This is a genomic window from Nocardiopsis alborubida (assembly GCF_012396365.1).
Classification (GTDB): Bacteria; Actinomycetota; Actinomycetes; order Streptosporangiales; family Streptosporangiaceae; genus Nocardiopsis; species Nocardiopsis alborubida.
In genome coordinates this window covers 63,579-76,626 of sequence record NZ_JAAXPG010000025.1, presented here as the reverse complement: position 1 = coordinate 76,626, position 13,048 = coordinate 63,579, and the positions used below count along the sequence as shown (strand labels likewise).

The following is a 13,048-nucleotide window of genomic DNA, read 5'->3' as shown; positions in this document are numbered from 1 at the left end:
TTTCGAGGCGGACCGACGATCTGTCGGTCCGGTGGCGCCGATCCCCCCAGCTCGACCCTCGGGGGAACCGTTCTCCTGGCGCCATCCGTAGATCTGCCCCGGGCCCCCGATCGCTAACTCTTAGTAGTTACTAAATAGCTTAAAGTAATTATTGGTTGTCTTGGGCCGGATTTTTCCTGCTTGGGGAGAGCGCATGCCCCGCAGCGGGGACAGGGGGCTACCGGTCCCGTGAAGGACGAGGACGGGACCGCGGCGTGTGGCGCAGCCAGGGAGCATCGTAGACACAGGGAAACCGGTACCGACACCGGCCACGCCGTCCCGGGCGCGCCGTCGGACCGCTTCCGGACAGGGCGCCGCGGGCCGCACCGCTTCCGGAGACGGGCCGCCGCAGCGCTCCGGGGCCGCGGGCCCGCATCCCCCCGGGCGCACCGCGCGGCGCAGGGGCGCCCCAACGCCGACGGCGCGCACCGGCGGGGCCGGTACGCGCCGTCGCGGCGGATCCGCCTCAGAGGGCGTTGGTGAAACTGGCGGCCAGGGGGCCGGCCACGGACGAGCCGCCGCCACCGCCCTCGACCACCACGGCGAAGGCCACGTCGCCCTTGAAGCCGACCATCCAGGCGTGGCTGGGCAGCTCCCCGTCCTCGTCGGCGTCGTCGGCGGTGCCGAACTCGGCCGTACCCGACTTGGCGTGCACCTCGCCCTGGAAGGGCACGTCCTCGGCGGTGCCCTCGGTGACGACCGCGCGCATCATCGTCCGCAGCGCCTCGGCCTGGGCGATCGCCCGGGGCTCGGGCAGACCCTCCTGGGCGGGTTCGGTCACCAGCACCGGGTGGCGCCAGGAACCGTCGGCGACCGCGGCGGGCACCGTGGACATGTGCAGCGGCGAGGTGAGGATCTGGCCCTGGCCGATGCTCTGGGCGCCCAGCATGGTGGCGCTGTCCACCGGCGGGAAGGACGGTTCGAGCGTGGGCACGCCGATGTCCAGCGGCGCGTTCATGCCGAACTGCTCGGCGCTGGCCTGGAGCGTGTCCGAGCTGAGCCGGTCGCCGACCTGCTCCACCAGCGCGGTGTTGCAGGAGGTCGCGAACGCCTCGGTCACCGTCTGGGCGCCGTACTCGGCGTCGCCCGCGTTGACGAACGGCCACCCGCCCAGGTCGTACTCCTTGGGGCAGTTCATGGTGGCGTCCATGCTCATCCCGTTGTCCAGCAGTGAGCTGTAGGAGATGATCTTGAACGACGATCCGGGCGGGTACTGGCCCTCGAAGGCCCGGTTGAACCCGCCGGGTACGTTCGCCGCGGCCAGGATCTCCCCCGTGGAGGGGCGCACCGCCACCAGACCCGCCGGGTCGGGGGAGTCGATGATGGCGTTGGAGGCCGCGTTCTGGACGGCCATGTCGATGCTGGTGGTGATGTCCTCGCCGTCGGCGCCGTCCAGGGTGGCCACCGTGTTCTCCTCGGTGGCCTCCAGGGAGTCGGTGTCCTCGGCGGCGGCCGCGTCGACCATGAGGATGGTCGTGGCGGCCTCTCCGGCCAGCCGCTCCTCGTAGGTGCGCTGGAGGCCGCTGACGCCCACGGTGTCACCGACGCTGTAGGCCGGGCCGAGCCGCTCGACGTCCTCCTCGGTGGCCTCGCCCAGGGAACCAGCGATCATCTGGAGCGAACCGGAGACGTTGCCGCCGTCCAGGGCGGTGCCGTCGGCGGCCAGGATGCTGCCGCGCTCGCCCCACACGGCGGTGCGGGCCAGGACCTGGTCCTCGCCCAGGCCGGGGTAGGCGACCTCGGGGGAGAACTCCACCCACCACTCGCCGTCCTCGCGGACCAGGGGCAGCTCGCCCTCCCAGCCCCAGTCGTCGGCGTTGGTCAGCGACACGGTGACCTCGTAGGGCGCGCTGCCGGTGCCGCCGTCGGCGGTCACCGTGCCGACCTCCACCGCGATGGAGTCGACGCCCAGCCCGGAGTCGATCCCGCCGAGCACCGCGGCGGCGTCGCCGCCCCGGGTGACCGCGGCCAGGCGCTCGTAGTCCTGCGCCTCCCAGGCGGCCTCGTACTCGGCGGTGGCCTCCTCGGGTTCGGGCAGTGTCAGGACGTACCAGGACGCGCCGCCGCCGACGAGCAGCAGCACCACGACGGCGGAGAGCACGCCGATGAGCAGGCCGCGCCGCGACTTGCGGGGCGGGGGACCGGAGTCGTGGCCGTCGTTCCCGTAGCCGTCATCTCCGTAGCGGTCGGGGTCGTCCGGTCCGCCGGAGCCCGGGCCGCCGCCGCTGTAGAGGTACTCGAAGCCGTCCGGGGACCCCTGGCCGCGCTGGGGGCCGGCCTCCCCGCGGTCTCCGTGGTCCTGCGCCGGGTGGGGCGCACTGCCAGGGTAGGGGGTGTCGCCGTGGTGGACGGGCTGACCCGGGTAGGGGTCGTCGTCCCAGGTGTCGGTGCGGCCGTCCGCGGGACCGTGTCCGGCGGCGGACCCGCGGACGCCGTGCCGGGAGGCCGGGGCGTCCTGCCAGGAGCCGTGCGCCTCCTCGCCCCGGGACCCGTTCCAGTCGCCGGAGGGGCCCTGCGCCGAGGGGTAGGGGGCGTTCCAGCCCTCGTCGGCGGGTCCTCCGCTCGGGGCCTCGTCCCAGGAGGCGGGGTCGGGGGCGTCCCAGGACCCGGCGGACCGTTCCGGGAGGTCGGGCTGCGGGGGAGCGCCGGGAACGGGCGCGGACGGAGTCACCGGTTCCGCGGGACGGGGGTGTCCGTGGCCGCCGGTGTCCGCGGGCGGAGGCCCCTGGGTGCGCTGGGGGATGCGGTAGGGGTTTGCGGGGCGCGAGGGATGCGCCGGGGACTCGTGCGATGCTTCGGGCGGCCCGGAGGAATCCGGTTGCCGGGGGGACCGTTCGTCCACGCCTGACCGTCCTTCACTGGGGATGGCTGGAGATACCACGATGCCCCGCTCCCACCTCGGTGGGAACGGGGCACGAGGATGAGGGTCGGCATGGCGGTCGCCTCTCGGCGCGGGGCACAACGGGGCTCCTGGCCGTACGGTCACCCACCCGGAGGCGGGGCCGGACGCGGTATTCCGCGAAGGCGGTTGTTGAGGCCCGGGGGACACTTGCTACCACACCGACCAACAGTGACTCTAACCCATCGGGCCGGGCCGTTGTTCCGCTACCGGCAGGTGCGGCGCATGCGCAATCTCACGATACCCGCGGGCGGAACGGGGAATGCGGTGGCCGGTCCCGCAGAGGGGCGCGGGACCGGCCGGGAAGCCCGCGAGCCGGAGGCTACTCCTGGCGCGCGACGCTGGTCTGCTCGTCACGGGAGAGGAGCTTGAGGCGCTTGCGCCCGCGCTCGGCGCCCAGCTCCTCCTCGCGGGCCTCGATCCGCTGCCAGCCCTCCCACGTGGTGTAGTGGACGCCGCGCGCCTCCAACAGGGCGCGGAAGGCGACCGGGTCGGGCTCGGAGGCCGGGGTGAGGGCCTCGCGGTCGGCCACCAGGTTGGTGACCGTCTCCAGGGCATCGCCCTTGGTGTGGCCGATGAGGCCCACGGGGCCGCGCTTGATCCAGCCGGTGGCGTACACGCCGTCCATCGGCTCCTCGTCCAGGTCCAGGACCCGGCCCTCGGCGTTGGGGACGACGCCGCGCTCCTCGTCGAAGGGAAGATCGGCCAGGGGCGAACCCAGGTAGCCGATGGCGCGGTAGACGGCCTGCACCTCGTGGTCGACGTACTCGCCGGTTCCCCGGACGCCGCCGTCACCGGTCAGCTCCATGCGCTCGGTCCGGAAGCCCGTGACGCGGTCCTCGCCGAGCACGGCCACCGGGCTGTGCAGGAAGTGCAGGTGCAGGCGGCGCTCGGCGCCGCGCGGGTCGCGGATCGCCCAGTTCTGCAGGACCTTGACGTTGGTCTTGACCTGGTTGGAGTCCTCGCAGGCCTGGAGGCTCCCCTCGTCCATGTCGAAGTCCTCGGGGTAGACGATGACCTCGACGCCGGGCTGCTTGTCCAGCTCGCGCAGCTCCATGGGGGTGGCCTTGCACTGGGCGATGCCGCGGCGGGCGAAGACGTGGACGTCGGTGATCTGCTTGGCGCGCAGTTCCTCGTACACGTTGTCGGTGATGTCGGTCTCCAGCAGGTCCTCCGCGCTCTTGGCGAGGATGCGGGCGACGTCGACGGCGACGTTGCCCGCGCCGATCACGGCGACGCTGGTGCCCTCCACGTGCCAGGACGGCGACACGTCGGGGTGGGAGTCGTACCAGAAGACGAAGTCGGCGGCGCCGTGGCTGCCGGGCAGGTCGATGCCGGGGATGTCCAGCGGCCGGTCGCGGTCACTGCCCGTGGCGAAGACGACCGCGTCGTAGTGGTGGCGCAGGTCCTCCAGCTTGAGGTCCACGCCGTACTCGACGTTGCCGTAGAAGGTGATCTCCGGCTTGTCCAGGATCTTGTGCAGCGCACCCTGGATCTGCTTGATCCGGGGGTGGTCCGGGGCGACGCCGTAGCGGACCAGGCCGTAGGGGGAGGGCAGCTTGTCGAGGATGTCGATGCTGACGGACGTGCCGCACGCGGACAGGGTCTCGTCCTTGGTGAGCAGGTCCGCGGCGTAAATCCCCGCGGGGCCCGCACCCACGATTCCCACTCGCAGTGGTCGCGTCATCGCACAGCTCCAAGTCTTCGCGCCAGAGTCGGACGCCATCAAAAGGTAAGGCTTGCCTAATCTATCCGGTGTTGGCACCGGGAAAACCTACTATAAAGGTAGAGAATTCCGCTCCCCGCCCGAGGCCCGCGTGGCGGGCCCCGGAGGCCCCGCTGGGCCGTCAGCCCAGGCAGAACCCGGTAGGGCCAGGTCGGGAGGCTGCCGCCGGTGCCCTGAAAGGTCCCTCAACCAGAGGTCAACGCCCTGTCACCGGTTCCCCAGTTCCGAGCGGGCTGTGAAGAAAGTCACCGCGCGCCGGGGCGGTTCGGCGTTCCGGGGGCCGCCCGCAGGGGAGGGGGAGTCCGCTCCCCCGAAGAGCGACCCTACTTGCCCGAGGGCCGGCCCTGCTCCAGCTCGGCCTTGACCGAGGCGGCGAACCGGGGAACCTGCTCCTGCCCGGACAGCTTGGCGATGGCGGCCATGATGGCGTCGGTGGCCTCGCGGCGGGGGCGCGCCCTGTCCGCCTGGCCCTTCCACGGCGACAGGTCCACCGGTTCGCCGAAGCGCACGCCCACGCGGTTGACGGAGGGCACCCTGCGGCCGGGGGGCAGGATCCGCTCGGTCCCCGCCAGCGCCACCGGCACCACCGGGGCGCCCGTGGTCAGCGCCAGCCAGGCCAGACCCGTCTGTCCGCGGTAGAGGCGGCCGTCGGGGGAGCGCGTTCCCTCGGGGAAGATCCCGAAGACCTCGCCGCTCTCCAGCACCCCGAGGCTGTTGTCCATGGCCTCCTGGGCGCTCTGGCCCGGGCGCCGGTCCACCGAGAGCTGGCCGATGGCCCGCAGCGCGCGGGCGAACAGCCGCCGGGGCAGGGTCCCCTCGTCGAAGAGCTCCTGCTTGGCGATGAAGCGCACCGGCCGGGGGCAGGCCACGCCGATGAAGAGCGGGTCGATCAGCGCCAGGTGGTTGACGGCCAGGATCACCGGACCGCGACGGGGGACGTGGTGCGCGCCCTCCACGCACTGGGGCCACACCACGCGTGTGGCGGGCGCGATGACGGTCTTGGCCGCTCCGTACAGGGTCACTCGGTCGCCTCTTCTCGGGGTGGGATGGGTCCGTGCGGGGGTGACGGACGTGCGGAGGGCTCCCGTGTCCGTGTCTTCCGAGCTTATCGGGGCCGCGGCGTGGAGGACGTGGCCGGAGGGTGTGATCGGGGCCGGACGCGGGTACCGTGGCGCCGGTCACAGGCGCTAGGCTTTGGTCTAGACCTCTGGTGCAGGTCAGGGGTCTTTCTCCGGACGCGCGAGCGAGGAAGAACAGCCATGCCGAAACTGGTCGACGTCAGCCACCAGATCACCGACGGGATGACCACCTCTCCGGGCCTGCCGGAACCCGCCGTCGAGGAGCGCACCGCCGTCCCGGGCGCGGTTCCCGGCCACGGCACCAGCAGCGGCCGCGTCACGATGGTCGGCGCCACCGGCACCTACGTGGAGACGCCCGCCCACCGCTACCGGGACGGCGCCGACCTGGCCGACCTGGACCTGTCCCGCGTGGCCGACCTGCCCGGCGTGGTCGTCTCCACCGGCTCCGCGCGGGTCGGGCCGGAGGCCTTCTCCGGCCTGGACGTGCGCGGGCGCGCCGTGCTGGTGCGCACCGGCTGGGACCGGCACTGGCGCACCGAGTCCTACGGCCACCCCGAGCACCCGTACCTGACCGAGGACGCGGCCAAGGTGCTCGTCGACGGCGGCGCCACCCTGGTGGGCATCGACGCGGTCGGCGTGGACGACCCCTCTCCCGCGGCCGAGGGCGCACGCCCGGCGCTGGCCGTGCTGCTCGCCGCGGGTGTCCCCGTCGTCTCGCACCTGTGCCTGCTCGACCAGCTCCCCGAGGAGGGCTTCACCTTCTTCGCGGTGCCCGCCAAGATCCGCGGGATGGCCGCCTTCCCGGTGCGGGCCTTCGCCCTCGTCGACTGACCGGCCGCGCCCCGGGCCGCCGTGTCTGCGGCGGCCCGGGGCGGGGTCACAGGTCGGCGTCCAGGTCCTTCTGGGCCCGGCGGTGCTCGCGCTGGGCCCGCCGCTCGGCCTCCTGGCGCGCCGCGCGCTCGTCCTGGGCGACCGCGCTGGTCATCGCGTTGGACAGGGCCCGCAGCTCCATGTTGATCCTGGGGTAGGCGGGCAGCCGGGGGATCGCGCCCATGCGGGGCGTGCGGCGCTCCCGCATCGAGGAGATGAGCTCGCCGAAGGCCAGGTCCACCCGTTGCAGGGTGATGGCGCCCGACGACTCGGGCCTGTCCCGGGCCAGCGCCGACAGCGCCAGGTAGCCGGTGCGCTGGGTGGCCACCACCACCGGCCACAGCGGCAGCGTGGACGCCGCGCGCGGCGCGTCCCCGATCGCGCTGTCGTAGACCCCGCGCAGGTTGACCAGGGCCGCGCGCATGTCCCTGCGCAGCCGGTAGCGCCGTTCGGGGCCGATCTCCACGTCCTGGTCCAGGACCGCCATGATGCACTCGCGCGAGGTCTCCAGCACGCTCGTGATGGCCTGGGGCAGGCGGGTCGCCGACGCCCTGCGCCACAGCAGCAGCGATCCCAGCAGGCCGAACACCGAACCCACGACGGTGTCGATGATGCGCGACCCGGCCAGGTCGGTGATGGGGTCGGGCGCGGCGGTCCCGGCCAGCAGCAGCGCCATCGGCGTGACGAGGACCGAGGCGTAGAAGAAGTTGCGGCCCACCACCAGCTGGGTGAGCCCCTGGAACAGCGCGGCGAGCACGATGACCACGACCAGCGGCGGGTGCGCCGCGATCAGCGCGGCGCCGATGAACACGCCCACGAGGGTGCCCAGCGACCGCTGGAGGGCCCGGTTCATGGTCAGGACCACGCTGCCCGCCTGGAGGACGGCGGTCGCGGTCAGGCCCACCCAGTAGTAGTGGTCCAGGCCCAGCAGGAGGCTGAACGCGCCCGCCGCGGTCACCGTGATCCACATGCGCAGCGCGGTGGGGCGCACCAGCGAGTCCGAGCCCAGGCTGGAACGCAGCGCGTCCCACAGCGCCGGGTAGCGCTCGTCGTGCAGGGTCGCCGCGTGCTCGTCGTCATCGTGGGAGGAGCGGCGCGCGGCCTGCGCGGCCCGGGCCAGCTGGCCGTAGAGCCGGGCCTCCAGGGAGCGGGGGCGCAGGCCTCGGCGCAGTTCGTCGAGTTCGTCGGGGTCGGGGCCGCGGGAGGGGTCGGCCACGGCCTGCGCCATGCGCTCGGCGAAGTCGGCGGCCTTCTCGGGGAGGGTCGTGGGACGCGCCATGCACACCTGGGTGGTGGCCAGGTGCACGTCGGAGACCCAGCGCAGCAGGGAGCGCAGCCGGGCGGCCTCGGGGCTGGTGCGGTAGCCGCGGGTCTGGGCCAGCAGGACGATCCGCCAGGCGTCGGCCACGGCCACGGAGGCCTCGTGCTGGGCGTGGTCCAGGTCGGGGGTGCCCACGGCGCGCAGCAGGGAGCCGAGCTGGCGGTAGGCCCCGGCCACGGCGCGGTACTCGGGGTGGCGGGCGCGCACGGGCGCGCCCGACATCGACACCGACCAGCCGATGGCCGCGCCCAGGGCGGCCACCAGGGCGTGCAGGGGGACGTCGGCCAGGCCGCCGGGGGCGATGGTGGAGATCGCCCCGACCAGGACGAAGAACAGGGGGCCCGGCCTGTCCACCCGCCAGGCGGCGCACACCCACGTGGCGATTCCGGCGGTCAGGCCGATGGAGAACACGGGTGCCCAGGAGGCCAGGGCCGAGGCCAGGGAGCCGAGGGCGACGCTGGCGACGAAGCCCAGGCCGACCAGGGCCAGTGCCGCCGACCGGTAGGCGTAGGGCGTCTTCTTCTCGTACAGGACGGTCATGGAGCCCAGGGCGGCCAGGGTGCCGACCTCGGAGCCGAACAGCCACGTGGCCAGGGCGAAGGAGAGCGACATGGACACGGCGGCCTTGACCGCGGTGGTCCACGCCCAGGCGCCGGACTGGAGCCCGAACAGCGCCCGCAGGTCGACCCTGGGGTGGGGGCGTTCGCCCACCTCGACGCGTTCGGGTCCTGAACCTTCGCCGGGGGAACCACCCACGCTCATCGGTCCGGTGTCTCCAGTGGTTCCCAGATCTCGCACGATTCCCATCCTAGACCGGGACGAACCGGTACTTAGGTGACTGACTGGACATCCGTAGGGGCGGGGCTGTTCAGAGCGGGATGTTACGTGGCGGTGTGTTCCGCGTCCGTCCCGGCAGGGGGTGACCCGGCACGCTCCGCGCGCCGTTCGGCCAGTTCGGCTCGGGCCACGGCCCGGTCGCGCGCCTCCTCGGCCAGGGCCAGGCGCGCGGCGGCGGCCTCCCGCGACTCGGCCAGGGTGATCTCGGCGTTGCGGCGCTGGGTGTCGAGGTCGGCCGCCAGGCGCTCGCGGTCGGCGTGGAGCCGCTCCAGCTCGGCGGTGAGGCGTTCGCGCTCGGCGGCCGCCGCCGAGCGGTCCGACTCCAGGCGCTCGCGGGTCCGCTCCAGTTCGGCGTCGAAGCGGTCCCGTTCGGAGGCCAGGCTCCGGGCGGCCTCGCCCGCGCGCTCCTCGGCGGTCGCGGCACGGGCCCGGGCGCTCTCGGCGGCCAGGACGGCCTCGTCGCGTTGGCGGGCGTGCTCGGCGGTCTCGGCGCGCAGCCCCTCGGCCTCGGCACGGGCGTGCTGGAGCCGCCGGGCCGCCTCGGCCCGCTCGTGCTCCAGCTCCTCACGGGCCCGGGCGGCCTGCTCGGCGATGCGGCGTTCGGCGGCGGCCAGCCCGGCGTTGGCCTCGGCGACGGCGGCGTCGCGTTCCAGCCGTGCCCGGTCGGCGAGCGTGCGCTGCCGGTCGCGCTCGGCCTCGGCGGCGTCCCGGGCGGCCAGGGCCTCCTCGGCGATGCGCTCGGCCTCCTGGGTGGCGGAGACGGCGGAGGCGGCGGCGTCCTCGGCCACGCGCCGTGCGCTCTCGGCCTCGCGGCGGCGGTTCTCGGCCTCCAGGCGGGCGGCGTCGGCCTCGGCGGCGTGCCGGGCCCCGGCGAGGCGGGCGGCCTCCACCTGGGCCTCGGCCGCGGCCGGGTCGGTCATGGTGGAGAAGGCCTCGGTGGCCGCCTGGAGGGTGGCGGTGAGCTGCTCGCTCTGGACGGCGAAGCGGGTGAGCAGGTCGTCGGCGCGCAGGCGGGCGGAGGTGACCGGTTCGCTGCTGAAGGAGGGGGAGGACGCGGGCCCGGCGGAGTCGGCGGGGGAGGGCTCCTGGGCGGCGCGGGCCAGCTCCTCCTGGCGTTCGGCCTCCTGGGTCTGGCGCTGGCGTTCCTTCCAGGCGCGCCAGCGGGTGTGCTCGGGAAGGTCGCAGTACTGCGGCGGGCGGCCGGGCGAGGAGGCGCGGGGCACCGGCCGGTCGCAGCCAGGGAAGTTGCAGGTGTTGGAGTCGGAGGCCACGGTGTGAGCGTAGCGGTTCGCCCTCGGGCGGTGCGGGGGTGTGTCGGTGACGGCGGGAACCCCCTCTTCGGCCTTCCGAGGCCGAAGAGGGGGTTCCTCTTCCGGGCGCCGGCCGTACCGACCACAGAGGTTCGCCGGATCCGCTCCGCACGCCGTGATCTTGTACCCATAGCGCGTCTCGACCGCCCGACCTCGCTGAGACGCGGGTCAGGACCCGTGTGCCTCACGCCGGCAACGGTTCCGGCCGGTTCGTCAGTCGTGGGCGCCGAAGGCGTCCACTCGGCAGACCATCGTGGTCACGAAGGGCCGGAAGCCCTCCTCCTCCAGGAAGCGGATGTCCTCGGAGGCCGTGGCCAGCGCGGAGAACTCGATGTCGCGCACGCCCATGCCCGCGAGCTGTCGGCGCACCTCCTCCAGCAGCTTGGAGCCCACATCGCTTCCGGTGTACTCGGGGTCGATGGCGAAGGTCTGCACCACCGCGCCCCGCGCGCCGCGGTCCCAGCTGCCCTGGGCGTTGTCGCGGATGGTGACCATCGCGTACCCGGCGAGGTCGCCGTTGCTCTCGGCGAGGATCGCCAGGGTCTCGGGGTCGGCGAGCCAGGCCGTGTACTGGGCGCGGCGGCGCCTCCAGGACTCGTCCAGGCTCACGGGGCCGATGATGTCCGCCAGGTGCGGGGCCGTCAGGGTGTGCTGCTGGTGGAGGGCGCCCCACAGGTCCGCGAGTTCCTCCACCTCGTGGGCTCCCAGGTAGCGGAAGCTGAGCACACCGACGTCGGACTGTCGAGGTTTGGTCATCAGCGAATTTTGCATGTTTTTCTCACCCGTTTCACCAGCATTGGGTGCTGATCCCCCCGGGGTTGACCCGTGGTTGAGCTGTGGAACCGACTGTACGTGTCCGTATCGACCGGAACGTGCTCGACACGGAGAAAGAGGTGTCGGAGATTGCGATAAGAGAAAAAGAAAGTTTTTTTCTTTTGATGGAGCGCTGGCTGACAGTGTGCATGGAATCACGCTCCTAACCTGTGCAACGCGCGCGAAACCACCCTGAAATCTGTACGTACTGCCATAAGTTGGAAGTCATGATCGACGTTCGGCGGCTACAGCTCCTCCAGGCACTCGACCACCACCACACGGTGGCGGCGACCGCGGAGGCGCTCAACGTCACCCCGTCGGCGGTCTCCCAGCAGCTCGCCGCCCTGGCCAAGGAGGCCGGGGTCCCCCTCGTCGAACGCAACGGCCGCCGCTTCCTGCTCACCGGGGCCGCCCGGGTCCTGCTCAAACGCGCGCACGTCATCTTCGCGGAGATGGAGCGCGCCGCCGCGGACCTGGCCGAGTACGCCGAGGGCGACCGCGGCGTCGTCCGGATCGGCGCCTTCTCCACCGGGATCAGCGACCTCATCGCCCCGGCCCTGGCGCGCCTGCGCACGAGCCACCCGGACTGGTCCTTCGAGGTCGTCCAGGCCGACCCCGAGCACAGCGCCGAGATGGTGCGCTCGGGCCGCCTGGACATGGCCCTGACCATGTCCACCGGCCACCTGCCCGCCAGCGGCGACCCCGACTTCCGGGTCGACCCGGTCATGGTCGAGCTGTTCGACGCGATCCTGCCCTACCAGCACCCGCTGGCCGCGCGCACCAGCCTCCACCTGGCCGAGGACCTCTCCGACGAGGACTGGATCCTGTCCGCGCCCGGCACCGCCTGGCACGAGTGCGTGTCCGGCGCCGCCCACCAGGTGGGCTTCCAGCCCCGCGTGGTGCACACCGTGGACGACTTCAGCGCCGTGTTCTCCCTGGTGCAGGCGGGGCTGGGCATCGCCCTGATGCCGCGCCTGGCCTGGACCGGCCTGAGCACGCCGCGGATCGTGGTGCGGGGCGTGCGCGAGAGCGCGCGCCGGCACATCGTCGCCCTCTCCCGCGCGGGTTCCTCGCCCGAGCCCCTGCTCACCGCCATGCGCGAGGCCGCCAGCAAGGTTCCCGTGCCGTCGGTGGGACCCTTCGCCATCGCGGGCTGAGGTTTCCGGCCCTGCCGCGCCGCTCGCGGGCCCCGGTCCTATCTGGCCACTCCGCCCAGCACGTTCGCGGCCGACTCCCGCAGGTACTCCGCCACCAGCCGGATGGGCTTCCACGCCCATCCGCCGGTGCGGCCCGCCAGGTAGACACGGCGGACACCGCCGAGCTCGCCCAGGGGCGCGTGCGCCACCCCGCGCCGGGTCACCGCCGACAACCGCGGCACCACGCCCACTCCCAGGCCCTCCGCCGCCAGCTCCTCGAACAGCTCCAGGTTGTCGATCCGGTGGACGATGCGCGGCGTGAACCCGGCCTCGGCGCACATGCGCTGCACCAGCGCCTCCTCGTCGCGCCGGTAGGGGCTGGCTATCCACGCCGCGTCCGTCAGCTCCCGCAGCCGCCGCCGGGTCAGGGCGCGGCTGTCGGCGCCCTCCGAAGGCTGGGCGAGCAGCAGGTCCTCGCTCCCGATCGGGTGCACCGTCAGTGTCCCCGGGAAATCCCGGGGAAGCAGGCTGTACTGGTACACCACCCCCAGGTCCGCCCGCCCGTCCTGGAGCAGCTCCAGCGCGTGCTCGGACTCGTGCTCGGTCAGGTGGATGTCGATCCCGGGGTGGTCGCGCCGCAGACGGCGCAGCGCGGGCAGTACCAGGGGCGCCGCTGTGGTGTACATCACCAGGTCGACGCGGCCGGCCGGCTCGCCCTCGCCGTCGAACTCCGCGCGCGCCGCCTCCACCCGGGCCAGGATGCCCACCGCGTGCTCGGCCAGCCGCCGCCCGGCCGGGGTCAGGCGCACCCGCCGCCCGTCGGGTGCGATCAGCGGAACGCCCGCCTCCCGCTCCAGGACGGCGAAGTGCTTGGAGACCGCCGACGTGCTCATGCCCGTGACCTCGGACACCGCGGCCATCGTGCCCAGCCGCTCCAGTTCGACCAGCAGGCGCAACCGGGTGAAATCCATCCACCGAAACTACATGGTCCGTCAACCAATGGTCCGTGGACAGAAAC

The 13,048-nt window shown here is 73.2% G+C and carries 9 protein-coding genes; 2 read left to right on the top strand and 7 right to left on the bottom strand.

All coding sequences use genetic code 11. The features are described from left to right. Positions 1–505: 505 nt before the first annotated feature. The 3 genes from HGB44_RS23435 to HGB44_RS23425 form a co-directional block, all read right to left on the bottom strand. Complete coding sequence (locus tag HGB44_RS23435) at positions 506–2,881, bottom strand: penicillin-binding transpeptidase domain-containing protein (protein WP_061083694.1); 2,376 nt, start codon at positions 2,879–2,881, stop codon at positions 506–508. A gap of 379 nt (positions 2,882–3,260) precedes the next feature. Continuing rightward, positions 3,261–4,607: an FAD-dependent oxidoreductase gene (locus HGB44_RS23430; RefSeq protein WP_061083693.1), complete on the bottom strand. Its 1,347-nt coding sequence runs from the start codon at positions 4,605–4,607 to the stop codon at positions 3,261–3,263. Between the two features lie 380 nt (positions 4,608–4,987). After that, positions 4,988–5,686 carry a lysophospholipid acyltransferase family protein gene (locus HGB44_RS23425; protein WP_061083692.1) on the bottom strand — a complete coding sequence of 233 codons (699 nt, stop codon included), beginning with the start codon at positions 5,684–5,686 and terminating at the stop codon, positions 4,988–4,990. A 237-nt stretch (positions 5,687–5,923) separates the two neighbouring features. Here HGB44_RS23425 and HGB44_RS23420 point away from each other — a divergent pair, with 237 nt between their 5' ends. Continuing rightward, complete coding sequence (locus HGB44_RS23420; RefSeq protein WP_061083691.1) at positions 5,924–6,574, top strand: cyclase family protein; 651 nt, start codon at positions 5,924–5,926, stop codon at positions 6,572–6,574. 46 nt (positions 6,575–6,620) lie between these two features. Here the strand turns inward: HGB44_RS23420 and HGB44_RS23415 are convergent, their stop codons facing one another. The 3 genes from HGB44_RS23415 to HGB44_RS23405 all read right to left on the bottom strand — a co-directional run bounded on the left by HGB44_RS23415 (position 6,621) and on the right by HGB44_RS23405 (position 10,837). After that, positions 6,621–8,696, bottom strand: a complete 2,076-nt coding sequence (locus HGB44_RS23415; RefSeq protein WP_082768638.1) for an FUSC family protein — start codon at positions 8,694–8,696, stop codon at positions 6,621–6,623. A 119-nt stretch (positions 8,697–8,815) separates the two neighbouring features. Beyond that, positions 8,816–10,042 (bottom strand): coiled-coil domain-containing protein, encoded by a 1,227-nt coding sequence (locus HGB44_RS32545; RefSeq protein WP_061083435.1) that lies wholly within the window; start codon positions 10,040–10,042, stop codon positions 8,816–8,818. 252 nt (positions 10,043–10,294) lie between these two features. Then, positions 10,295–10,837 (bottom strand): GNAT family N-acetyltransferase, encoded by a 543-nt coding sequence (locus HGB44_RS23405; RefSeq protein ID WP_061083436.1) that lies wholly within the window; start codon positions 10,835–10,837, stop codon positions 10,295–10,297. 284 nt (positions 10,838–11,121) lie between these two features. Between HGB44_RS23405 and HGB44_RS23400 the strand changes: the two genes are divergently transcribed. Then, the gene (locus tag HGB44_RS23400) at positions 11,122–12,051 is read left to right on the top strand and encodes a LysR family transcriptional regulator (RefSeq protein WP_061083437.1); all 930 of its coding nucleotides are present in this window, start codon (positions 11,122–11,124) and stop codon (positions 12,049–12,051) included. 38 nt (positions 12,052–12,089) lie between these two features. Here HGB44_RS23400 and HGB44_RS23395 read toward each other — a convergent pair whose 3' ends face one another. Beyond that, positions 12,090–13,001 carry a LysR family transcriptional regulator gene (locus HGB44_RS23395; RefSeq protein ID WP_061083438.1) on the bottom strand — a complete coding sequence of 304 codons (912 nt, stop codon included), beginning with the start codon at positions 12,999–13,001 and terminating at the stop codon, positions 12,090–12,092. Between the last annotated feature and the right edge of the window lie 47 nt (positions 13,002–13,048).